Below are 23,540 nucleotides of genomic sequence, written 5' to 3' on the forward strand. Positions count from 1 at the left end.
CGCCGCGCAGCCCCTCGCACCTGCGGTCGGACCGCCCGCGAGCTGCGAGAATCCGAGCATGGCAGGAGCACAGCAACCGGCGGAGTGGGCGAGGCACTGGAGCTACGCGGAGCTGCCCGACCTCGACCTGCTGCGCGCCCGCTACATCCGCCACACCTTCCCGCGCCACAGCCACGAGGGCTACGTCTTCGCCACCGTCAGCCACGGTGTCGAGGACATCGGAACGCCCGCCGGGACCTTGCACGCGGGCCCCGGCACCGTCGTCATGATCAACCCGGAGGTGCCGCACACCGCCCGGGCCGGCGTCCCCGAGGGCTGGGTGTACGCCACGCTCTACCCGTCCGCGCGGGTCGTCAACGACATCGCCGCCGATATGACGAACCTGCGCGGCACCGTCGGCTTCACCGAGACCGGGGTGGCCGATCCGCACGCGGCCCGGCTCATAGGCGAGGTCCACCGGGCGGCGGAGGAGGGCAACGCACTGGCCGCCGACAGCATGCTGCGCGTCGCCGTCGTCCGCCTGCTCACCCGGTACGGCAGCACCTTCCCCACGCCCGCACCCCGGGCGGCGGGGGCGCGCGACGCGGCGCGTGCCCGGGCCCTGCTGGAGTCCCGGATGGCCGACCCGCCCACCCTGGAGGCGCTGGCCACCGAGCTGGGCACGAGTCCCTTCGCCCTGCTGCGCGCGTTCAGGAAGCAGTACGGCATGCCCCCGCACACCTGGCTCACCGACGCCCGGGTGCGGCGCGCGCGCCGGATGCTCGACGCCGGCACGGCCCCGGCGCTCGCGGCCACAGAAGTGGGCTTCACCGATCAGCCGCATCTCAACCGTCACTTCACCCGGATCGTGGGTGTACCACCCGGCGCCTACCGGCGCGAACGCGCAAGAACGTACAAGACCGGTCCCGAACGGCCCCGGTAGCGTGCCCGACGTGGCAGAACAGTCAGCACCCCTTCGCACCACCGCCGACCCGGCCGGCGGCAGCACGCTCGCCGCCGGGACCAAACCCGACGCGGCCGTCGTACGGGACGCACTCGGCGTCGGCATAGCCGTCGGCCTCTCCGGCTTCGCCTTCGGCGTCACCTCGGCGGGCTCGGGCCTGAGCCTGCTCCAGACGTGCGCGCTCAGCCTGCTCGTCTTCACCGGCGCCTCCCAGTTCGCCCTGGTCGGCGCGCTCGCCGCGGGCGGCAACCCGTACACCGCGGCCGCCGGCGCCTTCTTCCTCGGCGTACGCAACGCCTTCTACGGTCTGCGGCTGTCACAGCTCCTCGCCCTGCCGCGTGCCCTGCGCCCGCTCGCCGCCCAGTGGGTCATCGACGAGACGACCGCCGTGACGCTGGCCCAGCCCACCCGGCGGGCGGCGCGTATCGGCTTCACCGTCACCGGGCTCACCCTCTACGTGCTGTGGAACCTGACCACACTGCTGGGCGCTCTGGGGGCCGAGGCGCTCGGCGACACGGACGCCTGGGGGCTGGACGCGGCCAGCCCCGCCGTGTTCCTCGCCCTGCTCGCCCCGATGCTGAAGTCCACGACCGAGCGGGTCACCGCGGCTCTCGCCGTTCTGCTCGCCCTCGGCCTGCTGCCGGTGCTGCCGGCGGGGGTGCCGGTTCTGCTGTCCGCCCTCGCCGCGCCCGTTGTCCTGTTCCTGATGGGGCGCGCCAAGGGCGGCGGTACCGGGGCGGGAACGGCCGAAGCGAAGGACGCGGGCCCGACCCGCGCGGAGGAGGACCGATGAACGTCTGGATCGCCATCGCGCTGACCGCTGTCGGCTGCTACCTCGCCAAACTGCTCGGCCTCCTGGTACCCGCGGGCGCTCTGGAGCGCCCCCTCGTCCAGCGGCTCGCCGCGCTGCTGCCGGTGGCCCTGCTGGCGGCCCTCACCGCCCAGCAGACCTTCGGCGACGGACAGCACCTGACGCTGGACGCCAGGGGCGCGGGGCTCGCGGCGGCGGCGCTCGCCCTCGTCCTGCGCGCCCCCTTCCTGGTTGTCGTGGGCGGGGCCGTCGCCGTCACCGCCGGAGTGCGCGCGCTGGGTTAGCCCTGGGCGAGGGATGTGAGAGGGAGTGGTGCAGGGGCCACGGTGTAAGGGGCACGCCCCATGGACCGTGCCCCTTACCCACGCGCCCTGCGGGGCGCGCCCGGCCCCTCAGTCCAGGCCGCGTCCGTGTGCCCGCAGGGTCTGCAACGCCCTGAGGGTCACCAGGGGCCGCCCCTCCAGCGCCGTTCCCGGGGCCCATTGCCGCCAGGTCACCGGCCAGCCGCCGTCCGCTTCCTGCGCGGCCGCGAGATGGTCCAGCGAGCGGTCCATCTCGGCGTCGGTGAACCAGCGGCGGGCCAGCGATTCGGGTGTACGGGCGTAGTCGTAGGGGAAGTGCTGCTCGCCCGGCGCGTAGCCGGCCGCCACCGGGTACTCCGCGCGCCGCTCCGGATCGAGCACGGCGAGCCGCTGGTCGCGCACCAGCCGTCCCAGCCGTTCGGCGGCGGCCTCGGCCCGGCCCCGGTCCGGCACCCCGTCGAGGAAGGCGACCGCGGCCTCGATCTCGTACGGATGCGACACGTCCAGGGCGTCGACGGCCGCCCAGCAGAAGTCGGTGGCCCGGAAGAGCCAGGCGTGCCACACCGCGTTGCGGTGCAGCAGCCCGACGACGGGGCCGGTGGCCAGCAGCTCGGCCGGCGGGTCGTCGACGATCGGGATGAAGGGGGCCGCCGGATAGCCGCGCTGCGAGGGAAGCAGGGCGGGCAGGGCCCCCTCCTTCGTCGAGACCTCGGTCAGATACCGGCAGATCCGCTCCACCCGGGGACCGTCGCAGCGGCCGATGGAGTCGAGGACGCTCAGCGCATGGGCGGTGTGCAGCGGCTGACTGACGGGGCCGCGCAGATCGGGTTCGAGCGCGTGGCCGTAACCGCCGTCCTCATTGGCGTAGGCGGCGAGTGCCGTCTCCACGGCGTCCGCGCCTCCCGCTAAGAATTGATGGGCGAACCGCCGCTGTTCGAGGACACGGGCCGTGAGCCAGACGAACTGCTCGGCGCGGTCGAGGGGACTTGTTCCAGTTCCAGCCATGGACCGACCGTAGGGCGTCGGGCGCCCTCGCAGGGCCGGGCGGCCTCCCGCACCCTCTGGAGCGGGATACTGAGGTCATGCGGTTGACGATTTTCTGGGAACGGATGGCGGACCACTTCGGCGCGGCCTACGCGGACTCCTTCGCACGCGACCACGTGATGGCCGAGCTCGGCGGACGCACGGTGCGGCAGGCGCTGGCCGCGGGCTGGGAGGCCAAGGACGTCTGGCGCGCTGTCTGCGCGGCGGTGGACATCCCCGCGGACAAGCGCTGACGCCCGTGAGCCCCGGTGCGGCGAGGGGCCGGGCGTCCGGGGTGCGCGACGGGTTGTCGTACGCGTAGGCGAGACTGGCACCGTGGCACCGACAGACGAGACCGCTCAGACCCAACCTCCCCACACGCCGCCCGTTCCGCCGGCCGCGCCACCGGTCGTGCCGCCCGGCTCCGGACCGGCCCGCATGCCCGCCTGGCTGCCGCGCGCCATGGTGCTCGCGCTGGCGCTCTACGCCTGCTTCCGGCTCGGCAGCTGGGCGTTCGACCAGCTCATCGGCCTGTTGATCAATGTGCTGATCTCCTTCTTCCTGGCGCTCGCCGTCGAGCCCGCGGTGAGCCGGATGTCGGCCGGCGGCATGCGCCGGGGCTTCGCCACCTTCCTGGTCTTCCTCGTCGTGCTGATCGCCGGTGCCGGATTCGTCTTCCTGCTCGGATCGATGCTCGCGGGCCAGATCGTCGACATGGTGGCGGACTTCCCGAAGTACCTCGACTCGGTGATCAACTGGGTCAACCAGACCTTCCACACGGAGCTCTCACGGGTCCAGGTCCAGGACAGCCTGCTGCACTCCGACTGGCTGCAGAAGTACGTCCAGAACAGCGCGACCGGCGTGCTCGACGTGTCCACCACGGTCCTCGGGGGCCTCTTCCGGCTGCTGACGATCTTCCTGTTCTCCTTCTACTTCGCGGCCGACGGCCCCAGGCTGCGCCGCGCGCTGTGCTCCGTACTGCCGCCCGCCCGCCAGGCCGAGGTGCTGCGGGCCTGGGAGATCGCGGTCGGCAAGACCGGCGGCTATCTCTACTCGCGCGGTCTGATGGCGCTCATCTCGGCAGTCGCGCACTACATCCCGCTGATGGTCCTCGGAGTGCCGTACGCACCGGCGCTCGCGATCTGGGTCGGACTCGTCTCCCAGTTCATCCCCACGATCGGCACCTATCTCGCGGGCGCCCTGCCGATGCTGATCGCGTTCACCGTCGATCCCTGGTACGCGGTCTGGGTCCTCGGGTTCGTCGTGGTGTACCAGCAGTTCGAGAACTATGTGCTGCAGCCGAAGCTGACCGCCAAGACGGTCGACATCCACCCCGCGGTGGCGTTCGGCTCGGTCATCGCCGGTACGGCGCTGATGGGCGCCGTCGGCGCGCTGATCGCCATCCCGGCCGTGGCCACGCTCCAGGCATTCCTGGGTGCCTACGTGAAGCGGTACGACGTCACGGACGATCCGCGCGTTCACGGCGGCCGCCCCGGGGTACGGGGAGAACCCCTCTGGACGCGCCTGCGGCGGCTGGTCACCGCCCCCGCGAGCAGCGGGGACCCGGAGCCGGAGGGCCGGCGGCCGGAGGACCCGCAGGAGCCGGAGGGGCGTACCGGGCCTGGCGCCTGAGGGCCGGGGCCAGGCGGCGTGGTGCGCTTGACACTGAAATCGAACATCCATTCTCATGGGATTCCGGCCGGGTTTTCCCCCCGGGCCCGACCGTGGAGTTGTCCACAGGCCGGGAGGACGTCGAGGCCCATTGTCAGTGGCAGGGGTTAGCGTCTTTGACGTGAAGCGATCGACTCAAGCAAATCGGGTGGAACCCATGGCAGGAACCGACCGCGAGAAGGCGTTGGACGCCGCACTCGCACAGATTGAACGGCAATTCGGCAAGGGCGCGGTGATGCGCCTCGGCGAGCGGCCGAACGAGCCCATCGAGGTGATCCCCACCGGGTCCACCGCGCTCGACGTCGCGCTCGGCGTCGGCGGTCTGCCGCGCGGCCGCGTGGTGGAGGTGTACGGACCGGAGTCCTCCGGTAAGACGACGCTGACGCTGCACGCCGTGGCGAACGCGCAGAAGCTCGGCGGCTCGGTGGCCTTCATCGACGCGGAGCACGCCCTCGACCCCGAGTACGCGAAGAAGCTCGGCGTCGACATTGACAACCTCATCCTGTCCCAGCCGGACAACGGTGAGCAGGCCCTTGAGATCGTCGACATGCTGGTCCGCTCGGGCGCTCTCGACCTGATCGTCATCGACTCCGTCGCGGCCCTCGTGCCGCGCGCGGAGATCGAGGGTGAGATGGGCGACTCGCACGTGGGTCTCCAGGCCCGCCTGATGAGCCAGGCGCTCCGGAAGATCACCAGCGCGCTCAACCAGTCCAAGACCACCGCGATCTTCATCAACCAGCTCCGCGAGAAGATCGGTGTGATGTTCGGCTCGCCGGAGACCACCACCGGTGGCCGCGCGCTCAAGTTCTACGCCTCGGTGCGCCTCGACATCCGCCGGATCGAGACGCTCAAGGACGGCACCGACGCGGTCGGCAACCGCACCCGCGTCAAGGTCGTGAAGAACAAGGTCGCGCCGCCCTTCAAGCAGGCCGAGTTCGACATCCTCTACGGCCAGGGCATCAGCCGCGAGGGCGGCCTGATCGACATGGGCGTGGAGCACGGCTTCGTCCGCAAGGCCGGCGCCTGGTACACGTACGAGGGCGATCAGCTCGGCCAGGGCAAGGAGAACGCCCGCAACTTCCTCAAGGACAACCCCGACCTCGCCAACGAGATCGAGAAGAAGATCCTGGTGAAGCTGGGCGTCGGGGTCCAGCCCGAGGAGGCCTCCGCCGAGCCCGGTGCGGACGCGGCAGGCGCGGCGGCTCCGGCCGACGCGACTGCGAAGCCGGTGGCCGCTCCGGCCGGCAAGACCAAGCCGGCCAAGGCGGCCGCGGCCAAGAGCTAGACCGTGACGCGTCGTACGCAGTGGCCGGACAGCGCCGCCGACCCCGGCGCGGGCTCCGGATTCGGTGAGGGGGCGGGGCGCCGTTCCCGCTCCCGGTCCAGTGACAGCGGTTCCCCCTCCTCGTCGAGGGCCGAGAAGGGGGAACCGCGCGACCCCGTCGAGCAGGCACGCAACATCTGCCTGCGACTGCTCACCGGCACACCGCGCACCCGTAAGCAGCTTGCGGACGCCCTGCGCAAGCGGGAGATCCCGGACGAGGCGGCCGAGGAAGTGCTGTCCCGCTTCGAGGACGTCGGCCTGATCGACGACGCCGCGTTCGCCGGTGCCTGGGTGGAGTCCCGGCACCACGGCCGCGGTCTCGCCCGCCGCGCGCTCGTCCGTGAGCTGCGGACCAAGGGCGTGGACGCCACGGTGATCGACGAAGCCGTCGGGCAGCTCGACTCCGAACAGGAGGAGGAGACCGCTCGAGAGCTGGTCGCCCGCAAGCTCCGGTCCACCCGGGGACTGGACCGCGACAAACGACTGCGCCGCCTCGCGGGCATGCTCGCCCGCAAGGGGTACGGCGAGGGGATGGCCCTGCGCGTGGTGCGCCGGGCGCTGGAGGAAGAGGGGGAGGACACGGAGGGGCTGGACGAGCCGTTCTGACCCGGACCGCCGTCCACTGACCGGCTCACCGCTGAGCCGGTTGGCCAAGGGGGAACGACCGGCTGTCACGGGGGCAGCCGGCACGGACCGGCTGTCATCGTCCGGCTGTCACTGTCACGGGGAAGCCGTCGAGGCGCACGGTCACTGGCCGCCTGCCACGGACGGGCTGTCGGGGCAGCCGTCACGGGGCAGCTGTCACTGGCCGGCGCGGGTTGCGCGGCCGATGGCGGCGTCGATCAGGGCGAGGGCGTCGGCGGCGGTGCGCCCCGGGTAGCGGTTCCACGGGCCGATCAGCCCGGTCCAGCCCTGGGAGCGCAGCTCGGCGATCAGCCAGGCACCGGCCCGGTCGACCGTGTCCGCCGAGCCGTAGCCCAGGCGGTGGGCGGTGAGCATGGCACCGCAGACGCAGCGTGCGCCCCGGGCGTTGCGGAGCCGGTAGGGGGTGTTCTGCCAGCCCCACTCGGTGAGGATCTGCCGGGCGTGGGCGAGGTGGACGGACGGCCGCACCTCGGGCTGTCCGATGCGCCGCCACGTGTGGAGCCGGTCGGGCAGCATCGCACCGATCCGGCCGGGAAGCGGACGTTCGCGGGGTGCGGCGGGGGGCAGGGCACGGACCGTGTCGGTGATCAGCTGGTCCACCGGTACGGACAGCAGGGCGCGCCAGTCGGCAGGGGGCCTCGGCGCCTCCGGCCGCGGGTCGGTGGGGGAGACGGGGCAAGGGGAGCCGGGGGCGGGAGCATCGACGGGGTCGGGGGCGGTGAGGTCCCAGCCCGTGACGATCTGCTGCCAGGCCTCCGTGTCGTGGAGACGTGCGGCCTGGGCGTCGAGTCCGTCGGGGGTGAGGGCGGTGGTGGGCATCGGTGCGTGCTCCCCGTCGTAGCGGTCCGCCGTCCTGGCGGTCCGGCGGTGCTCGCCGTTGAGGCGAATGTCCGTCCGGTGACCGGATCGCTCCACCGGAGCGACGCCATACGGGTGTGTCGCGGCGCATTCCGGTCAGGGAAGCGCCCCTCGCAGGGGCCCGCACTGCCCGTACGGGCTGTACGCCCGCACGGTCCATACGGTTCGTACGGGGGACAACCCCCGTACGAAGACGCCGGAGTGCTCCAGTGCACAGATGCCTGTGCACAGAGCAGTGTGTGACGCATGCCAGAGAAGCCCGGTGGTACCGAGATCACGGAGCTGGCCGCCCTCAAGGCGCTCGCCCAGCCACGACGCCAGCAGATCCTTCAGCACCTCACGCTGCACGGCCCCGCGACGTCCGCGATCCTCGCCCGTGCTCTCGGTCTGAACACCGGCGCGACCAGCTATCACCTGCGCGAACTGGCCCGCTACGGCTTCGTGGCCGACACCGATCCGCAGGAGCCCGCCGGGCGCCGGGCCAGGTGGTGGCGGGCCGTCCCGGGCGACCGCCGGTTCCCGCCACCGTCACGCAGGACGCCCGAGCTGCGGCTCGTCATGGACGAGCTGAACCGCCATGCGTACGCCGCCGACCTCGCCCTCTTCGAGCGGCTCCAGCGCGAGAGCGCGAAAGCGGCGGAGCAGGCGGCGGACGGGCAGGCGGTGGACGCGGATGCGAGCGGGGCAGGCGCGGACGAGTGGGCCGATGCCTTCGCGTACTCGCGTGGAGCCCTGCGCCTCACCCCGCCCGAACTCCGCTCGTTCTTCGAGGAGTACATCGCCCTCATGAACCGCTACAAGCGCACCGAAGCCGACACCCCGCCGGACGCGCGCACGGTCCACACCCGCCTGCTCGCCTTCCCGGACCCGGGCCTGGACCCGGACCCGGGCCCGGACAGGGAAGCCTCCGGCCCCGACGCGCACCCCGCCCGCACCGACCGACCGGAGACGGACGCCTCATGATGCTGCGCTATGCCCTGCGGACGATCAGGCACCGCAAGGCCGGATTCCTCGGAGCCTTCCTCGCCCTCATGTGCGCCGCCGCCCTGGTCACCGCCTGCGGCACCCTGCTGGAGACCGGCCTGCGCGGACGGATCGCCACCGAGCGGTACGCGGCCACCCCGCTGCTCGTCTCCGCCGACCAGAACGTCCACCGCACGACCGTCAAGCACAAGGGCAACGGCAAGACGAAGGTCAAGCACAAGGCGAAGCCGGTCGCCGAACGGGCCTGGCTCCCTGCCGCCACCGCCGACCGGATACGCACCCTGCCGGGTGTGCGTACCGTCGTCCCCGAACTGACCTTCCTGGCCCAGCCGCTCGGCCTTCCCGGTCGCGGGGGAGACGGCGAGGTCCCCTCCTACGGACACGCCTGGACGTCCGCCCCGCTCACCCCCTTCGCTCTGACCGCGGGCAAGCCCCCCGCCTCCGCCGACGACGTGGTGATCGACCGTGCCCTCGCCGACCGGGCGGGCCTCGCGACCGGGGACCACATCACCGTGCAGTCGACCCGGGCCCCTCACACGTACCGCGTCAGCGGCATCGCCGCGCCCCAGGGGCAGGGCGGACTCCGGCAGCAGACCTCGTTGTTCTTCTCCCCCGCCGAGGCCGAACGCCTCGCCGACCGCACGGGTCGGGTCACCGCGCTCGGCGTGCTGCCCACGCCCGGCACGGACATCGGCCGGCTGAAGCAGCGGGTCACCGCCGCCCTCAAGGGCACCACCGCGCAAGTGGCGACCGGTGACGGGCGCGGGCCGGTCGAATTCCTCGACGCCGCGGGCGCCCGGGTCAAGCTGGTCTCGATGGGCGGGGCCATGGGCGGCACCTCACTGCTGGTCGCGGTGCTCGTCGTCGTCGGGACGTTCGCGCTCTCCGTCCAGCAGCGCCACCGCGAGCTGGCCCTGCTCCGTACCATCGCTGCCACCTCGCGGCAGGTCCGCCGGCTGCTGGGCCGCGAGGCCCTGGTCGTCGGGGCCTTCGCCGGTGTCCTCGGCGCCCTTGCCGGACTGCCGCTCGCCGGATGGCTGCACAGCCGGTTCACCGGCATGGGTGTGGTCCCGCCGACCCTGGAGCGGACGGCCGGTCTCCTGCCCGCCTGCGCCGCCGTCGCCGTCACGCTCCTGGGCGCCTGGGCCGCCGCCCGGATCTCGGGCCGGCGCATAGCGGGACTGCGCCCGGCCGAGGCCATGGCCGAGTCCGCGGTCGAGCGCGGCCGCCCGGCGAGGGGGCGCATGCTCGCCGGACTGCTCCTGCTCGCGGGCGGCGGTGCACTGGTCGGCGTGCTGAGCGTGCTGCGCACCGAGGCCGCCTCGACCCCGGTCACCTTCCTCGCCGTTGTGGTGCTGGCCACGGCGGTCTCGCTGCTCGGCCCGCTCCTCGTCCGTGCCGCAGCCTTCCTGACGGCGGGTGTGCTCCGTCGGACGGGCCCCATGAGCACCCTGGCTACCGCCAACATCCGCGGGAAGGCCACCCGGATGGCCTCCGTCGTCACGCCGCTCACCCTGCTCATCGGTATGACCTGCACGGTTCTCTTCCTCCAGCCCACCATCAGCGACGCCGCCCGCACCCAGGCCAGGGAGGGCACCCGGGCCACCTGGGTGCTCGGCGCTCAAGGGCCAGGGGTTCCGGCGGCGGCCACCGAGGCCGTCCGCGCGACGCCCGGTGTCACCGCCGCCACTGAGGTGGTCCGCACCACCGTGCGGGTCGGGCTGGAGAAGTACACCGCGCAGGGCGTCACCGGGGCGGGTCTCACCCGCACCTGGGACCCGGGCGTGACGAGCGGCTCCCTCGCCGCGTTCGCCGCGAACGAGCGGTCCGCCGCGATCAGCGAACTGGCCGCCGACCGCCTCGGGCTGCACCCGGGCAGCGAACTCGCACTGCACCTCGGCGACGGCACCCCCGCCACCCTCACCGTCGCCGCCGTCTACCGCAGCGGACTCGGCTTCGGTGACCTGACCCTGCCGCACGACCTGGTCGTCCAGCACATGGACAACCCCCTGGCCACGACGGTCCTGGTGGCCGGAGAGGCGTCCGGTCGTGCACTGTCCGCCGCGGTGAGCGAGTACCCCGGCGTCACGGTCGTCGCTCCGGCCGTCGCGGACCGGCTCCAGGCGGACCGCGAGCAGCAGAACGCCGAGGTCAACCTCCTGGCCATGGGACTGGTCCTCGCCTTCACCGCCATCGCCGTCGTCAACACGCTCGCCATGTCGGTGTCCGAGCGGTTCAGGGAGTTCGCGCTGCTCCGGCTGGCCGGCGCCACACGCCGTCAGGTGTTGCGGATGCTCCGTACCGAGACCCTGTCGGTCCTGATCGTCGCCACCGCACTCGGCACCGGCATCGCGCTCGCCGTCCTGACCGCCTTCAGCATCGGGATGACCGGCAGCGCGGCGCCCGGCCTCCTCCCGCTGGTCTACGGGACCGTGGTGGGCGCCGCCGCCCTGCTCGCCCTGGCCGCCACCGCCCTGTCCGGCCGGCTGGCCCTGCGAGCCCGCCCGGTGGAGGTCGCCACCAGCCGGTGACGGGGGACGGCCGGGGCGGTTGTCGGCCGCCCCAGCCGGTGGGAGCGGTCGATAACCGCCCCATCCCCGGTCGATAAGCGCCCCCCTCACTCCTCGACCGGCAGTCCCGCCGCCCGCCAGGCCTGGAAGCCGCCCGCCAGGTCCGTCGCCCGGTACAGCCCGAGCCGGTGCAGGGACTCGACGGCGAGGCTCGACGCGTAGCCCTCGTTGCAGATCACCACCACCCGCAGGCCGTGGCTCACGGCCTCCGGGGCGCGATGGCTTCCCCGCGGGTCCAGCCGCCATTCCAGCTCGTTGCGTTCGACGACCAGCGCCCCCGGGATCAGCCCGTCACGCTCGCGGAGTTCCGCGTAACGGATGTCCACGAGCAGGGCCCCCTCGGAGGCCGCCGCCCACGCCTCCCGCGGGCCGAGCTGTACGTAACCGGCCCTGACCCGCTCCAGCAGCTCGTCGATTCCGGCCGGGCCGCTGTCGCCCTCGTGCGGTGCGTGGCTCACTGCCAGTCCTCCGGGCGCTCGGTCTGCTCCAGGCGGAGCACGGCGCCGGCGCGGCTGTAGCGACGGATCTGCGGCAGGGGCGGGTAGTACGCGTGGACGGAGACGGCGTGCTCCGAGACGGACTCGTTCAGCACCTCGTGGACGTGGTGCCGGCCGAAGGCCCTGCCCCGGCCCGCTGTCAGCTCCCGGGTGCGGTCGATGTCCTCGGCCAGTTCCAGGGTCTTCCAGCCGTCGGTGGGCAGCCGGGCGGCGAGGGAGTGCTCCCTGAGGGTGCCGGCCGCGGTGAGGAAGGCGCCGATCGAGTCGGCGTGGTCGTGCCATCCGGTGCCGGTGCCCGGCGGCCAGCCGATCAGCCACGCCTCGCTGCCACCGGGACCGTCGAGCCTGATCCAGGTCCGGCCCTCGGGGTCGAGGGGAAGGGAGGCGACGAGTGCGGTGTCCTCGGCGGTGCGGCGGACGAAGTCGAGCAGTTCCGCCGCGGTCGGGGCCGGAGCGGACGGGGGTACGGGCACGGAAAGCGGAGAGGGAGAAGCAGACACGGGGAGCCGTCCTGTGGTTCGCGCGGATACCCCGCCGCACGGCACAGCACACGCGGCGAAGGCAGGAGAAGCGGGATTCAGCAGGACGGGTGACACACGCAGCCCGCATAGCGGAGCAGGTCCATATGGACCCTCCGCCACAGGCGCACATCGGTGTCGGTCATGCCCGGGAGTAGACCATGTGCGCCTGCGAGCGTCAATTGACGTCTGCGGTGCGGTCGGAGCGAACCGAGGTCCGGGCCGCGCCGCCGCGCGCCGCGTCCGCCGCCGCGAAGAGCTCCGCAGGCCGTACCCCGCCGAACGACTCCACGAGATGGCCGTCCGGCCTGACCAGCAGGACCGTGTGCGCGGAGGCCCCCGGATAGCTCTCGGTCACCAGCAGCTCGGCCTTCACCGGCAAGGCCGACACGGCCTCCACCAGCCGGGGCATCACTCCGGCGCGCATCCAATGCCGCCGGTCCCACACCCCGGTTCCCGGCGCCACGAGCACCACCAGCAGATGCCCCTGCCCCAGCCGCTCCCGCAGCCGCACCGGGGTGCCGTCGGGCGCGGTGACCCGTACATCGGCCACCGGCGCACCGGGGGGCGTACCGACAGACGCGTGCGCCTCGGCGCGCGGGGGCGCAAGGGGGGACAGGGAGTAGGAAGGGGGCGCACCGAGGGGGCCACAGCCCAGATGTCCGTCCGCGAGCAGCGAGTCGTGCCCCCGTGCGCTCCCCGGGACCAGGGTCCGCAGCCCTCCGCCGCCCCGCAGTATCGGCAGGGACTGGTCGGCGGCGCGCAGTCGCGAGGCGACGGCGGCCCGGCGTTCGGCCTGGTAGCTGTCGAGGAGCACGTCGGACGCGCCGTGGTGCCAGGCCAGGGCCAGTTTCCAGGCCAGGTTCTCGGCGTCCCGCAGGCCCTCGTCGAGCCCCTGCGTGCCCAGGGCGCCCAGCAGATGGGCGGCGTCCCCGGCCAGGAACGCCCGCTTCACCCGCCACCGGCGGGCCAGCCGGTGGTGGAGCGTGTAGACCCCGGTGTCCAGCAGCTCGTACGGGGGAGTCTCGCCGCACCAGCCCGCCAGGGTGTCCCGGACCCGTGTGACGAGGGCGTCCGGCGTGACCAGTTCGCCGCGCGCGGGCAGCAGCCAGTCCAGCCGCCAGACGTCGTCCGGCAGTGGCCGCGCGGTGACCTCGGCGCCACCGGTCCGCCACGGCGGCGACCGGTGCAGTACGGCCTCGCCGGGCCAGGGCAGCTCGGTGCGCAGCGCCGCCACGGCGTGCCGTTCCACCGCCGTACGGCCGGGAAACCGGATGTCGAGGAGTTTGCGTACGGTGGAGCGGGCACCGTCGCAGCCCACCAGGTAACTCCCGCGCCACCAGGTCGAACCCGGCTCCCTGGTGTGCACGGTGACCCCGGCCGGGTCCTGCTCCAGCGTGTCGATCCGGCCGAGCTTGGCGCTCTGCACCAGCTCCTGCGCGGACACCGCGTCACGCAGCCCCCGCACCAGCGCGTGCTGCGGCACATGGACGGGCGCGGCCGGCGCGTCGCCGCCGGGCACGGGCTCACCGAGCGGCAGCTCGCGTACCAGCTGCTTGCGCCGCAGGGACCGCCAGCCGGACCAGCGCAGCCCCTCGTCGTGCAGCGTCTTGCAGCCGAGCCGCTCCAGAAAGGCGGCGGTGTCCTCGCGCAGCACGACCGTGCGGGCGGGGCGGGTCTCGTCCTTGGCGGGGTCCTCGTCGAGGAGCACGCACGGCACGCCCTGCCCGGCGAGGGCGAGCGAGAGCGCCAGGCCGACCGGCCCGGCACCCACGATGATCACCGGGTCCACGGCGCGTCCCCCGTCAGGAGTCCGGTGAAACGGAACAGGAGGTGCGCGGGCGTCGAAGGGGATGCGGCGGCATAGGGGGCTCGGTGCGCGATCACAGAACGTATGCAACCTACTGCCGGTGCTTGCGTCAAGCGACGCCGGAACGCGGCGAGGGGCGGTGGCAGGTGCGCCGCCGCCCCTCGCGGGCGTCCTACGACGAGCTGTCAGACGGCGCGCCCGTCATCCGTGTTGAGCGCCGGCGCATCGATCGCCTCCAGATCGCCCCCCGGGCCGGTGCCGAGCACCGCGCCCGTGCTCTTCTTCCCGCGCCGGAGCCGCCGCTCCAGCCAGCTCGCGAACGAGGTGAGGGCGTAGTTCAGAGCGAGGTAGATCACCGCGACGATGGTGAAACACGCGATGGTGTTGGAGCCGTAGTTCGCGGACATCGGCCGCACGGCCGCCAGCAGTTCGGGGAAGCTGAGCACCGCGCCACCGAGGGCGGTGTCCTTCACGATCACCACGAGCTGGCTGACGATCGCGGGCAGCATGGCGGTGACGGCCTGCGGCAGCAGCACGAAGACCATCGTCTGGCCCTTGCGCATACCGATCGCCTTGGCCGCGTCCGTCTGGCCGCGCGGAAGCGTCAGGATGCCCGCCCGAACGATCTCGGCGAGCACCGAGGCGTTGTAGAGCACCAGGCCGGTCACCACGGCGTACAGCAGACGGGTGTCCGGGTCGAGCTCGGTGTACTCCGAGTACGCCTGGTTCGCGATGACCATCAGGAGCAGCACGGGAATGGCGCGGAAGAACTCCACGACCACCCCACCCGGAACCCGGACCCACCGGTGGTCCGAGAGCCGGCCGATACCGAACAACGCGCCCAGCGGCAGAGCGATGATCAGAGCGAAGAACGCCGCCTTGATCGTGTTCTGGAAGCCGGGCCAGATGAAGGTCTCCCAGGGCTGGGCGCTGGTGAAGAACGGCTTCCACTTGATCCAGTCGAGCTGGTGCTTCTCGGCGAGGCCGTCGTAGACCCACCACAGCACCGCCGCGGCGGCCAGCACGAAGAGGACCGTGTAGAGGATGTTGCGCCGCTTGGCGCGGGGCCCCTGGGCGTCGTAGAGGACGGAACTCATCGCTTCACCGCCACCTTCTTGGCCACCCAGCCGAGGATGAGACCGGTCGGAAGGGTCAGGATGACGAAACCGAGGGCGAAGATGCCCGAGATCAGCAGCAGCTGCGCCTCGTTCTCGATCATGCCCTTCATCAGGTACGAGGCTTCCGCCACCCCGATCGCGGAGGCGACGGTGGTGTTCTTCGTCAGTGCGATGAGCACGTTGGACAGCGGGTTGACCACCGAACGGAACGCCTGCGGGAGGATGATCAGCCGCAGGACCTGAGTGAAGCTGAGCCCGAGCGCCCGCGCCGCCTCGGCCTGGCCGACCGGAACCGTGTTGATGCCGGAGCGCAGGGCCTCGCACACGAACGCCGCGGTGTAGAGGATGAAGGAGAGCACCGCGAGCCGGAAGTTGATGCCCTTGATATCGGTGCCGCCGAGGGCGATGTTGAGTGTCGAGTACAGGCCCAGCGAGGCGAACATAATGATCACGGTCAGCGGAATGTTCCGGATCACGTTCACATAGCCGGTCGCGAAACCGCGCATCAGAGGGACCGGGCTGACCTTCATGCCGGCCAGCAGCGTTCCCCATATGAGGGAGCCGAGGGCGGAGTAGACGGTGAGCTTCACCGTCACCCAGAAGGCCCCCAGCAGGTCGTAACCATCAAGAAAGTCGAACACGATCTCCCGTGCTTCCGCGTGTAGGAGGGCGCGGCGCGCCGCCGTTCAGCGGCGGCGCGCCCGGTCAGCCCTGCTTCACTTGACGACGTCGCCGATCTTCGGGGCGGGCTCGTTCTTGTAGTTCGCGGGGCCGAAGTTGGCCTCCACGGCCTTGTCCCACGAACCGTCCGAGACCATCTTGGTCAGCGCGTCGTTGATCTTCTTCTTGAGGTCGGCGTCGCCCTTCTTCAGGCCGATGCCGTAGTTCTCGTTGGTCATCTTGAAGCCGGCCAGCTTGAACTTGCCCTTGTTGGCGTCCTGCGCGGCGTAGCCGGCCAGGATGTCGTCGTCGGTGGTCAGCGCGTCGACGACCTTGTTCTCCAGGCCGGTCAGGCACTCGGAGTAGCCGCCGTACTCCTGGAGCTGCGCCTTCGGCGCCAGCGTGTCGTGGATGTTCTGAGCCGAGGTCGAGCCGGCGACCGAGCAGAGCTTCTTGTTGTTCAGGTCCTCGGGCGACTTGATCGAGTTGTCGTCCGCGCGGATCAGGATGTCCTGGTGGGCGAGAAGGTACGGACCGGCGAAGTCGACCTTCTTCAGACGCTCGTCGTTGATCGAGTAGGAGGCGGCGATGAACTTCACGTCACCGCGCGAGATCGCCGTCTCGCGGTCGGCGCTCTTGGTCTCCTTGAACTCGATGTCCTTGGCGTCGTAGCCGAGTTCCTTGGCGACGTACGTGGCGACGTCGACGTCGAAGCCGGTGAACTTGCCGTCCGGGGTCTTCAGACCCAGACCCGGCTGGTCGATCTTGATGCCGATCGTGATCTTCTTGCTGCCGCCCGAACCGGACGAGTCGTCCTTGTCGTCGGAACCACAGGCGGTGGCGGTCAGGGCGAGGGCGAGCACGGCGGCCGAGGCGGCGGTGACCTTACGAAGCTGCATGGTGAAATTCCCTAGAGTTGACGCGATGTGAGTGATCAGCAGATACGGAAGCCGGCGCTGAAGGCTCCATCAGTGGTGAAGGATCTTCGACAGGAAGTCCTTGGCCCGGTCACTGCGCGGGTTGCTGAAGAACTGGTCGGGCGTGGCCTCTTCGACGATCTTTCCGTCCGCCATGAAGACGACGCGGTTGGCCGCGGAGCGGGCGAAGCCCATCTCGTGGGTGACGACGACCATCGTCATGCCCTCGCGGGCGAGCTGCTGCATGACCTCCAGCACCTCGTTGATCATCTCCGGGTCGAGCGCCGAGGTCGGCTCGTCGAAGAGCATGACCTTCGGGTCCATCGCCAGGGCCCGGGCGATCGCCACACGCTGCTGCTGGCCGCCGGAGAGCTGCGAGGGGTACTTGTCGGCCTGGGTTCCGACGCCCACCCGGTCGAGCAGTGAACGCGCCTTGTCCTCGGCCGCCTTCTTGTCCGTCTTGCGGACCTTGAGCTGGCCCAGCATCACGTTCTCGAGGACCGTCTTGTGGGCGAAGAGATTGAACGACTGGAAGACCATGCCGACATCGGCGCGCAGCCGCGCCAGCTCCTTGCCCTCCTCGGGCAGAGGCTTCCCGTCGATCGAGATCGCGCCCGAGTCGATCGTCTCCAAGCGGTTGATCGTGCGGCACAGCGTGGACTTACCGGACCCGGAAGGCCCGATGACGACCACGACCTCGCCGCGGGCGATCGTCAGGTCGATGTCCTGGAGCACATGCAGCGCGCCGAAGTGCTTGTTGACGTTGCTCAGCACAACCAGTTCGCCGCCGGGCGCGGGTGCAGCGTCCTCGGCGCCCTTGGTCACTGAAACTCCGCTCATCGGCTTCTTGCTCCGTCCTCCTCGGTTGGGAAGGACCCTAGTGACGCAGTGCTACGAACGTCATTACATCTGAGCGGAAATTGAGCATAACGATCCGGCGGCAACCGGACACTCCGCGTGAAGGGGACGTCACGCCGGTCGCGCCGGCCGTACCGGGTGCATAACGGAAACCCGGATACATCGGACAGGCACTTGACTGGCCCACCCGTCATCGGCGTGGATGCCCTGGTACACCCCTACGTAAAACGCCCCGCCACGGGGAAGTAACCGGGGGCGTACACGACCGTACGAACAGACCACGGGCCAGACGCCACACATCAGAGGGGGGCCATGAGACTGCTGCTCGTCGAGGACGACAACCACGTCGCCGCCGCCCTGTCCGCGATCCTCGCCCGGCACGGCTTCCAGGTGGTCCACGCCCGCAGCGGCGACGAGGCCCTGCAGGCGCTCCTGCCCGCCGACACGGAACCCTTCGGCGTCGTACTCCTCGACCTCGGGCTGCCCGACCAGGACGGCTACGAGGTGTGCGGCAAGATCCGCAAGCGCAGTGCCGTACCGGTGATCATGGTGACCGCCCGGGCCGACGTACGCTCCCGCATCCACGGCCTCAACCTCGGCGCCGACGACTACGTGACCAAGCCGTACGACACCGGCGAGCTGCTGGCCCGTATCCACGCCGTCAGCCGGCGCAAGGCGAGCAACGAGGACACCGCGCCCACACCCGTCGCCGCACTGCGCCTGGGACACGTGCACATCGAGCTGCCGACCCGCAGGGTCAGCGTCGACGGGAGCGAAGTACAGCTCACCCGCAAGGAGTTCGATCTGCTCGCCCTGCTCGCCCAGCGGCCCGGTGTGGTCTTTCGCCGCGAACAGATCATCAGCGAGGTGTGGCGCACCAGCTGGGAGGGAACGGGACGCACGTTGGAGGTGCACGTCGCCTCGCTGCGTTCCAAACTGCGGCTGCCCGCACTGATCGAGACGGTGCGCGGGGTCGGCTACCGCCTCGTCTCGCCGTCCGCGTAGAGGCGTGCGTCCCCGGTGCGTACCCGGCTGCTCCCGCTGCTCATCATCCTGATGGCGAGTGTCCTGCTCGCGCTCGGCTTCCCGCTGGCCGTCAGCGTGGCCGCGGCCGAGCAGCAGCGCGTCGTTATCGACCGCATCGACGACACGGCACGCTTCGCCGCGCTCGCCCAGTTCATCACCGAGCGCACCAGCGGCTACGACGAACGGCGCCGCACGCTCCAGACCGAGCTGGAGACGTACGACTCGGTGTACGGCATCCGGGCCGGCGTCTTCTACCGCGACGACTCCGCCATGGCGAAGGCCCCGGACACCTGGCGGCTCCCGGTCGAGGGCGAGGGGCGCGCCGCGTTCAGCGAGGCGCTGCTCGGCCGCCGCAGCCACGACCCGCCGCAGGTCTGGCCCTGGCAGGACGGCCGTGTGATCGTCGCCTCGCCCGTCGTACGGGACGGCGACGTGATCGCGGTCGTCGTCATCGACTCGCCCACCGGCCAGATGCGCGCCGACACGATCCGCGGCTGGCTGCTGATCGCGGCGGGCGAGGCGGTCGCGATGCTGGTGGCCGTCGGCGCCGCGATCCGCCTCACCGGCTGGGTGCTGCTGCCGGTCAAGACGCTGGACGCGGCCGCCCACGACATCGCCAGCGGCCGGATGCGGTCCCGGGTCGCGGCTTCCGGCGGGCCCCCGGAACTCAGGCGGCTGGCCCGTTCGTTCAACGAGATGGCCGACAACGTCGAGGACGTGCTGGAGCAGCAGCGCGCCTTCGTCGCCGACGCCTCCCACCAGTTGCGCAACCCGCTGGCCGCGCTGCTGCTGCGCATCGAGCTCCTCGCCCTCGAACTCCCCGAGGGCAACGAGGAGATCGCCTCCGTGCGCACCGAGGGCCGGCGCCTCGGGCAGGTCCTGGACGACCTGCTCGACCTGGCGCTGGCCGAGCACGCCGAGACCGACCTCCAGCTCACGGACATCGGCGCGCTCACGGCCGAACGGGTCGCGTCCTGGCGGCCGGTGGCCGAGGAGAAGGGGGTACGGCTCCGGGCCGACGGGCCGCCCGCCGTCACGGCGTGGGCCGACCCCATCGCCCTGTCCAGCGCCCTCGACGCCATCATCGACAACGCCCTCAAGTTCACACCCGCCGACGAGGAGGTCCGCGTCACGGTCGCCTCCGGCAGCCGGTACGTCACGGTCGTCGTCGCCGACAGCGGCCCCGGCCTCACCGAGCAGGAGCTGGAGCGGGTCGGCGACCGTTTCTGGCGCAGCTCCCAGCACCAGAACATCCAGGGATCGGGCCTCGGTCTCTCCATCTCCCAGGCGCTCCTGGCGGCGGGCGGCGGCTCCCTCTCGTTCGCGCGCAAGGAGCCGAAGGGGCTGAGCGTCACGGTCTCGGTGCCGCGCCACGCCCCGAACGGCTGACGCCACGCCCGCACGGTCGGAACCCTCTACGGCTTGACCGAGCGGTAGTAGCGCTTGGCCCCTTCGTGAAGCGGGAGCGGGTCGGTGTAGATGGCCGTCCGCAGGTCCACCAGCTGCGCCGCGTGCACCTCGCGCCCGATGCGGTCGCGGCTGTCGATCACGGTCCGGGTGAACGCCTCCGTCATCGCCGCGTCGGTGCGGTCCGTGGTGACCAGCACGTTGGCGACCGCCACCGTGGGGACGGCCTGCCCCTGCTGCGCGTTGTGGTAGGCGTCGGCGGGCATCACGGCCGAACGGTAGTAGCGGGTGGAGCCGCCCGCCGCCTGGAGCTGCTTGATGAGCGGTTCCTCCAGCGGGATCAGCCGGATCGGGAACCGGTCCGACAGGTCGGCCACCGCCGTCGTGGGCAGCCCGCCGGACCAGAAGAACGCGTCGAGCTTCCCCTCCTCCAGCAGCTTCGGCATCGTGTCGATGCCCGCGGGCACCGCCGTCACGTCCTCGACGGGGTCCAGCCCCGCGGCCGTCATCAAACGGTCGGCGACCAGCTTCACCCCCGACCCCGGCTGCCCCACCGCGACCGTCCTGCCCCGCAGATCCGCCACGCTCCGGATGTCCGAACCGCGCTCCACGACCAGCTGTATGTAGTCGTCGTACAGCCGCACACAGCCGCGCAGCCGCTCGTAGCCGGGCTTGCGGGCGCGCAGATAGGTGGCGACGGCGTCGGTGGTGGCGATGGTGAAGTCGGCCTTCCCCGTCGCGACCCGGGAGATGTTCTGCTGCGAACCCTCGCTCGTCTGGAGCTGTATCGACACCTGGGGCAGATCCTTGGCGAGGGCCCCCTTCAGCCGCTCCCCGTAACGCTGGTAGACGCCGCTGCGCACCCCGGTGCTGAACGACAGCGTGCCGGTCGGCGCCGGGTCCCTGAGGGGGAGCAGCCACCAGAGCAGCAGCCCGAGCACGACGACGAGGACGGCGCCCGCCCGCAGGGAGCGACGCCGGCCGATTCGGGACAGGGCCGGGAGCATGGCGGCGATCCTGCCAGGTGATTCCCGGCCCTGGCCAGGGGCGCCGTCGGATCGCCCGGCCGGTGCACGGCCCCGGACCCCGCCCGAGGCAGAGGGGGTCCGGGCAGCGCCTACCCTTGTCGCATGAGCAGCGGCAACCGGAGCGAAGCAGTGGACGTCAGAAAAAGCTATGAGGTGCGCACCTACGGGTGCCAGATGAACGTCCACGACTCCGAGCGCTTGTCGGGGCTCCTGGAGGACGCCGGTTACGTCCGCGCGCCCGAGGGCGCCGACGGCGACGCCGACGTCGTCGTCTTCAACACCTGCGCGGTACGCGAGAACGCCGACAACAAGCTCTACGGCAACCTCGGCCGGCTCGCCCCGATGAAGACCAAGCGCCCCGGGATGCAGATCGCGGTCGGCGGCTGCCTCGCCCAGAAGGACCGCGACACCATCGTCCAGCGGGCGCCCTGGGTCGACGTCGTCTTCGGTACGCACAACATCGGCAAGCTGCCCGTGCTGCTGGAGCGCGCCCGGGTCCAGGAAGAGGCGCAGATCGAGATCGCCGAATCCCTGGAGGCATTCCCCTCGACGCTCCCCACCCGCCGCGAGTCCGCGTACGCCGCGTGGGTCTCCATCTCCGTGGGCTGCAACAACACCTGCACCTTCTGCATCGTCCCGGCCCTGCGCGGGAAGGAGAAGGACCGCCGCACCGGCGACATCCTCGCCGAGATCGAGGCCCTGGTCGCCGAGGGCGTCTCCGAGATCACCCTGCTCGGCCAGAACGTCAACGCGTACGGCTCCGACATCGGCGACCGCGAGGCCTTCTCCAAGCTGCTGCGCGCCTGCGGGAAGATCGAGGGCCTGGAGCGCGTCCGCTTCACCTCGCCGCACCCGCGCGACTTCACCGACGACGTCATCGCCGCCATGGCCGAGACGCCGAACGTGATGCCACAGCTGCACATGCCGATGCAGTCCGGTTCGGACAAGGTCCTCAAGGCGATGCGCCGCTCCTACCGGCAGGAACGCTTCCTCGGCATCATCGAGAAGGTGCGCGCCGCGATGCCCGACGCCGCGATCTCCACCGACATCATCGTCGGCTTCCCCGGCGAGACCGAGGAGGACTTCGAGCAGACCATGCACGCGGTCCGCGAGGCGCGCTTCGCGAACGCCTTCACCTTCCAGTACTCCAAGCGCCCCGGGACGCCCGCCGCCGACATGGACGGGCAGATCCCCAAGGAGGTCGTCCAGGAGCGGTACATGCGCCTGTCCGCCCTCCAGGAGGAGATCTCCTGGTCGGAGAACAAGAAGCAGGTCGGCCGCACCCTGGAGGTCATGGTCGCCGAGGGCGAGGGCCGCAAGGACGGCGCCACCCACCGGCTGTCCGGCCGCGCCCCCGACAACCGCCTCGTCCACTTCACCAAGCCGGACCAGGACGTGCGCCCCGGCGACGTGGTGACCGTCGAGATCAGCTACGCCGCCCCGCACCACCTGCTCGCCGAGGGCGTCCCCGTCGCCGTGCGCAGGACCCGGTCGGGCGACGCCTGGGAGAAGCGCAACGCGGCCCCGGCCGCCCAGCCCGCCGGCGTCATGCTGGGCCTGCCCGGCATCGGCGCCCCGGCACCCCTGCCCGCGACGGCAGCCCCGGGCTGCGGCTGCGACTGACGGACGGACCGGGACGGGCGCGGGGTCCGTACACCGGTGTGTGTGGCCGGGAGAGGGTCCGCAGTACGCTGCCGATCATGCTTGTCGCCGCCGCTGTCTGTCCCTGCCCGCCGCTGCTCGTCCCCGATGTCGCCGCCGGCGCGGCGCCCGAGCTCGATGCCGCCAGAACCGCGTGCACCGACGCCCTGGGCGTGCTCGCGGCCTCCCGGCCCGACCTCCTGGTCGTGATCGGCCCGGCGGAGCGGACCGGGTGCGGCACCCACCCGGAGGGGGCCACCGGCGGCTTCCGCGAGTTCGGCGTCGACCTGGACGTACGGCTCGGCCGGGACCGGGGCACACCGGCCGGCCGCCCGCTGCCGCCGTCGCTCGCGGTGGGCGCCTGGCTGCTGGCCCGCACCGGATGGGCGGACGCCCCCGTCGAGGGGCTGGGCGTGGGTGAGCCGCTGGAGACCGCGCGCTGCACGGAGACCGGGCGGGAGCTGGCCCGCCGGGCGGACCGGGTCGCGCTGCTGGTGATGGGCGACGGCAGCGCCTGCCGCACCGTGAAGGCCCCCGGCTACCTGGACGAACGTGCCGCCGAGTTCGACGCGGCGGCCGCACGCGCCCTGGGCGCCGCCGACCCGGCCGCGCTCGCCGCGCTCGACGAAGCACTGGCGTACGAACTCAAGGCCGCGGGCCGCGCGCCCTGGCAGGTGCTCGCGGGGGCGGCCGAGGGGGCCGGTCTGGCCGGCCGGCTGCTGTACGACGACGCGCCCTACGGGGTGGGCTACCTGGTCGCCGCCTGGTCCTGAACCTCACACGTGAGGGGGCCCGGAGACAATCGGACGCTGTTGGTTAATTCGGGCCTGTGCGTGACGTCGGCTCCCAAGATCTGGTTGTGGTCTTGGGAGCCGGCGTTGTCGTATGGGGTGGGTGTCGATGTCTTTGCAGCCGAAGGGGCCGGGGGA

At 71.7% G+C, this 23,540-nt stretch carries 23 protein-coding genes; 13 read left to right on the forward strand and 10 right to left on the reverse strand.

Annotation, left to right across the window (positions count from 1 at the left end):
• Nucleotides 1-58: 58 nt before the first annotated feature.
• From E6P78_RS28460 to E6P78_RS28470, 3 genes are read left to right on the forward strand one after another with little or no spacing between them, the layout of a single operon-like run.
• Complete coding sequence (locus tag E6P78_RS28460; protein WP_136206515.1) at nt 59-922, forward strand: AraC family transcriptional regulator; 864 nt, start codon at nt 59-61, stop codon at nt 920-922.
• Between the two features lie 10 nt (nt 923-932).
• A complete protein-coding gene (locus E6P78_RS28465) occupies nt 933-1,736 on the forward strand; it encodes an AzlC family ABC transporter permease (protein ID WP_136206516.1) in 804 nt (267 codons plus the stop codon).
• The gene (locus E6P78_RS28470; protein ID WP_136206517.1) at nt 1,733-2,038 is read left to right on the forward strand and encodes an AzlD domain-containing protein; all 306 of its coding nucleotides are present in this window, start codon (nt 1,733-1,735) and stop codon (nt 2,036-2,038) included. Before E6P78_RS28465 ends, E6P78_RS28470 begins: the two co-directional genes overlap by 4 nt.
• A 108-nt stretch (nt 2,039-2,146) precedes the next feature.
• On the opposite strand, the gene E6P78_RS28475 is transcribed toward E6P78_RS28470, so the two are convergent.
• Nucleotides 2,147-3,061, reverse strand: coding sequence for a hypothetical protein (locus E6P78_RS28475; RefSeq protein ID WP_136206518.1), 915 nt, complete (start codon nt 3,059-3,061; stop codon nt 2,147-2,149).
• Between the two features lie 77 nt (nt 3,062-3,138).
• Here E6P78_RS28475 and E6P78_RS28480 point away from each other — a divergent pair, with 77 nt between their 5' ends.
• The 4 genes from E6P78_RS28480 (at nt 3,139) to recX (ending at nt 6,680) form a co-directional block, all read left to right on the forward strand.
• Complete coding sequence (locus E6P78_RS28480) at nt 3,139-3,333, forward strand: DUF3046 domain-containing protein (RefSeq protein WP_136206519.1); 195 nt, start codon at nt 3,139-3,141, stop codon at nt 3,331-3,333.
• A 184-nt stretch (nt 3,334-3,517) separates the two neighbouring features.
• A complete protein-coding gene (locus E6P78_RS28485) occupies nt 3,518-4,711 on the forward strand; it encodes an AI-2E family transporter (protein WP_136206537.1) in 1,194 nt (397 codons plus the stop codon).
• Nucleotides 4,712-4,907: 196 nt separating this feature from the next.
• Nucleotides 4,908-6,035 (forward strand): recombinase RecA, encoded by a 1,128-nt coding sequence (gene recA / locus E6P78_RS28490; protein ID WP_136206520.1) that lies wholly within the window; start codon nt 4,908-4,910, stop codon nt 6,033-6,035.
• A 3-nt stretch (nt 6,036-6,038) separates the two neighbouring features.
• Entirely contained in the window at nt 6,039-6,680 is a 642-nt protein-coding gene (recX, locus tag E6P78_RS28495; protein WP_136206521.1) for a recombination regulator RecX, read from the forward strand.
• A 195-nt stretch (nt 6,681-6,875) separates the two neighbouring features.
• Here the strand turns inward: recX and E6P78_RS28500 are convergent, their stop codons facing one another.
• Entirely contained in the window at nt 6,876-7,538 is a 663-nt protein-coding gene (locus tag E6P78_RS28500; RefSeq protein ID WP_136206538.1) for a hypothetical protein, read from the reverse strand.
• A 285-nt stretch (nt 7,539-7,823) separates the two neighbouring features.
• On the opposite strand from E6P78_RS28500, the gene E6P78_RS28505 reads away from it, so the two are divergent.
• Both E6P78_RS28505 and E6P78_RS28510 read left to right on the forward strand, forming a co-directional pair.
• A complete protein-coding gene (locus E6P78_RS28505) occupies nt 7,824-8,540 on the forward strand; it encodes a helix-turn-helix domain-containing protein (RefSeq protein ID WP_136206522.1) in 717 nt (238 codons plus the stop codon).
• Entirely contained in the window at nt 8,537-11,092 is a 2,556-nt protein-coding gene (locus E6P78_RS28510; RefSeq protein ID WP_136206523.1) for an FtsX-like permease family protein, read from the forward strand. Before E6P78_RS28505 ends, E6P78_RS28510 begins: the two co-directional genes overlap by 4 nt.
• A gap of 86 nt (nt 11,093-11,178) precedes the next feature.
• Here E6P78_RS28510 and E6P78_RS28515 read toward each other — a convergent pair whose 3' ends face one another.
• The 7 genes from E6P78_RS28515 to E6P78_RS28545 form a co-directional block, all read right to left on the reverse strand.
• Nucleotides 11,179-11,589: a rhodanese-like domain-containing protein gene (locus E6P78_RS28515; RefSeq protein WP_136206524.1), complete on the reverse strand. Its 411-nt coding sequence runs from the start codon at nt 11,587-11,589 to the stop codon at nt 11,179-11,181.
• On the reverse strand, nt 11,586-12,101 hold the full coding sequence (locus tag E6P78_RS28520; RefSeq protein WP_206307940.1) for a cysteine dioxygenase: 516 nt from the start codon (nt 12,099-12,101) through the stop codon (nt 11,586-11,588). The genes E6P78_RS28515 and E6P78_RS28520 overlap by 4 nt, the downstream gene beginning before the upstream one ends.
• A gap of 223 nt (nt 12,102-12,324) precedes the next feature.
• A complete protein-coding gene (locus tag E6P78_RS28525; RefSeq protein WP_136206526.1) occupies nt 12,325-13,938 on the reverse strand; it encodes an FAD-dependent monooxygenase in 1,614 nt (537 codons plus the stop codon).
• A 203-nt stretch (nt 13,939-14,141) separates the two neighbouring features.
• Entirely contained in the window at nt 14,142-15,053 is a 912-nt protein-coding gene (locus E6P78_RS28530; RefSeq protein WP_136206527.1) for an amino acid ABC transporter permease, read from the reverse strand.
• Nucleotides 15,050-15,715 carry an amino acid ABC transporter permease gene (locus E6P78_RS28535; protein ID WP_136206528.1) on the reverse strand — a complete coding sequence of 222 codons (666 nt, stop codon included), beginning with the start codon at nt 15,713-15,715 and terminating at the stop codon, nt 15,050-15,052. Before E6P78_RS28535 ends, E6P78_RS28530 begins: the two co-directional genes overlap by 4 nt.
• 75 nt (nt 15,716-15,790) lie before the next feature.
• A complete protein-coding gene (locus E6P78_RS28540) occupies nt 15,791-16,633 on the reverse strand; it encodes a glutamate ABC transporter substrate-binding protein (RefSeq protein WP_136206529.1) in 843 nt (280 codons plus the stop codon).
• 69 nt (nt 16,634-16,702) lie between these two features.
• Nucleotides 16,703-17,491 carry an amino acid ABC transporter ATP-binding protein gene (locus tag E6P78_RS28545; RefSeq protein ID WP_136206530.1) on the reverse strand — a complete coding sequence of 263 codons (789 nt, stop codon included), beginning with the start codon at nt 17,489-17,491 and terminating at the stop codon, nt 16,703-16,705.
• 330 nt (nt 17,492-17,821) lie between these two features.
• Here E6P78_RS28545 and E6P78_RS28550 point away from each other — a divergent pair, with 330 nt between their 5' ends.
• Nucleotides 17,822-18,514, forward strand: a complete 693-nt coding sequence (locus tag E6P78_RS28550) for a response regulator transcription factor (RefSeq protein ID WP_136206531.1) — start codon at nt 17,822-17,824, stop codon at nt 18,512-18,514.
• Nucleotides 18,515-18,529: 15 nt separating this feature from the next.
• Complete coding sequence (locus tag E6P78_RS28555; protein WP_136206532.1) at nt 18,530-19,924, forward strand: HAMP domain-containing sensor histidine kinase; 1,395 nt, start codon at nt 18,530-18,532, stop codon at nt 19,922-19,924.
• A 26-nt stretch (nt 19,925-19,950) separates the two neighbouring features.
• On the opposite strand, the gene E6P78_RS28560 is transcribed toward E6P78_RS28555, so the two are convergent.
• Nucleotides 19,951-20,949, reverse strand: a complete 999-nt coding sequence (locus E6P78_RS28560; RefSeq protein ID WP_136206533.1) for a TAXI family TRAP transporter solute-binding subunit — start codon at nt 20,947-20,949, stop codon at nt 19,951-19,953.
• Nucleotides 20,950-21,072: 123 nt separating this feature from the next.
• Between E6P78_RS28560 and miaB the strand changes: the two genes are divergently transcribed.
• Nucleotides 21,073-22,593, forward strand: coding sequence for a tRNA (N6-isopentenyl adenosine(37)-C2)-methylthiotransferase MiaB (gene miaB / locus E6P78_RS28565; protein ID WP_206307941.1), 1,521 nt, complete (start codon nt 21,073-21,075; stop codon nt 22,591-22,593).
• A 77-nt stretch (nt 22,594-22,670) separates the two neighbouring features.
• Nucleotides 22,671-23,384: a class III extradiol dioxygenase subunit B-like domain-containing protein gene (locus E6P78_RS28570; protein WP_136206534.1), complete on the forward strand. Its 714-nt coding sequence runs from the start codon at nt 22,671-22,673 to the stop codon at nt 23,382-23,384.
• Nucleotides 23,385-23,540 lie beyond the last annotated feature (156 nt).

It is taken from the genome of Streptomyces sp. A0958 (assembly GCF_004795035.1).
In the GTDB taxonomy this organism is placed as follows: domain Bacteria; phylum Actinomycetota; class Actinomycetes; order Streptomycetales; family Streptomycetaceae; genus Streptomyces.

Bases quoted from the DNA above. Each gene is read 5' to 3' on its own strand.
- E6P78_RS28500 (WP_136206538.1), bottom strand. From the start codon at position 7,538: ATGCCCACCACCGCCCTCACCCCCGACGGACTCGACGCCCAGGCCGCA.
- E6P78_RS28485 (WP_136206537.1), top strand. From the start codon at position 3,518: ATGCCCGCCTGGCTGCCGCGCGCCATGGTGCTCGCGCTGGCGCTCTAC.
- recA (WP_136206520.1), top strand. From the start codon at position 4,908: ATGGCAGGAACCGACCGCGAGAAGGCGTTGGACGCCGCACTCGCACAG.
- E6P78_RS28510 (WP_136206523.1), top strand. From the start codon at position 8,537: ATGATGCTGCGCTATGCCCTGCGGACGATCAGGCACCGCAAGGCCGGA.
- E6P78_RS28540 (WP_136206529.1), bottom strand. From the start codon at position 16,633: ATGCAGCTTCGTAAGGTCACCGCCGCCTCGGCCGCCGTGCTCGCCCTC.
- E6P78_RS28530 (WP_136206527.1), bottom strand. From the start codon at position 15,053: ATGAGTTCCGTCCTCTACGACGCCCAGGGGCCCCGCGCCAAGCGGCGC.
- E6P78_RS28480 (WP_136206519.1), top strand. From the start codon at position 3,139: ATGCGGTTGACGATTTTCTGGGAACGGATGGCGGACCACTTCGGCGCG.
- E6P78_RS28470 (WP_136206517.1), top strand. From the start codon at position 1,733: ATGAACGTCTGGATCGCCATCGCGCTGACCGCTGTCGGCTGCTACCTC.
- E6P78_RS28560 (WP_136206533.1), bottom strand. From the start codon at position 20,949: ATGCTCCCGGCCCTGTCCCGAATCGGCCGGCGTCGCTCCCTGCGGGCG.
- E6P78_RS28505 (WP_136206522.1), top strand. From the start codon at position 7,824: ATGCCAGAGAAGCCCGGTGGTACCGAGATCACGGAGCTGGCCGCCCTC.
- E6P78_RS28460 (WP_136206515.1), top strand. From the start codon at position 59: ATGGCAGGAGCACAGCAACCGGCGGAGTGGGCGAGGCACTGGAGCTAC.
- E6P78_RS28570 (WP_136206534.1), top strand. From the start codon at position 22,671: ATGCTTGTCGCCGCCGCTGTCTGTCCCTGCCCGCCGCTGCTCGTCCCC.
- E6P78_RS28475 (WP_136206518.1), bottom strand. From the start codon at position 3,061: ATGGCTGGAACTGGAACAAGTCCCCTCGACCGCGCCGAGCAGTTCGTC.
- miaB (WP_206307941.1), top strand. From the start codon at position 21,073: ATGAGCAGCGGCAACCGGAGCGAAGCAGTGGACGTCAGAAAAAGCTAT.
- E6P78_RS28545 (WP_136206530.1), bottom strand. From the start codon at position 17,491: ATGAGCGGAGTTTCAGTGACCAAGGGCGCCGAGGACGCTGCACCCGCG.
- E6P78_RS28550 (WP_136206531.1), top strand. From the start codon at position 17,822: ATGAGACTGCTGCTCGTCGAGGACGACAACCACGTCGCCGCCGCCCTG.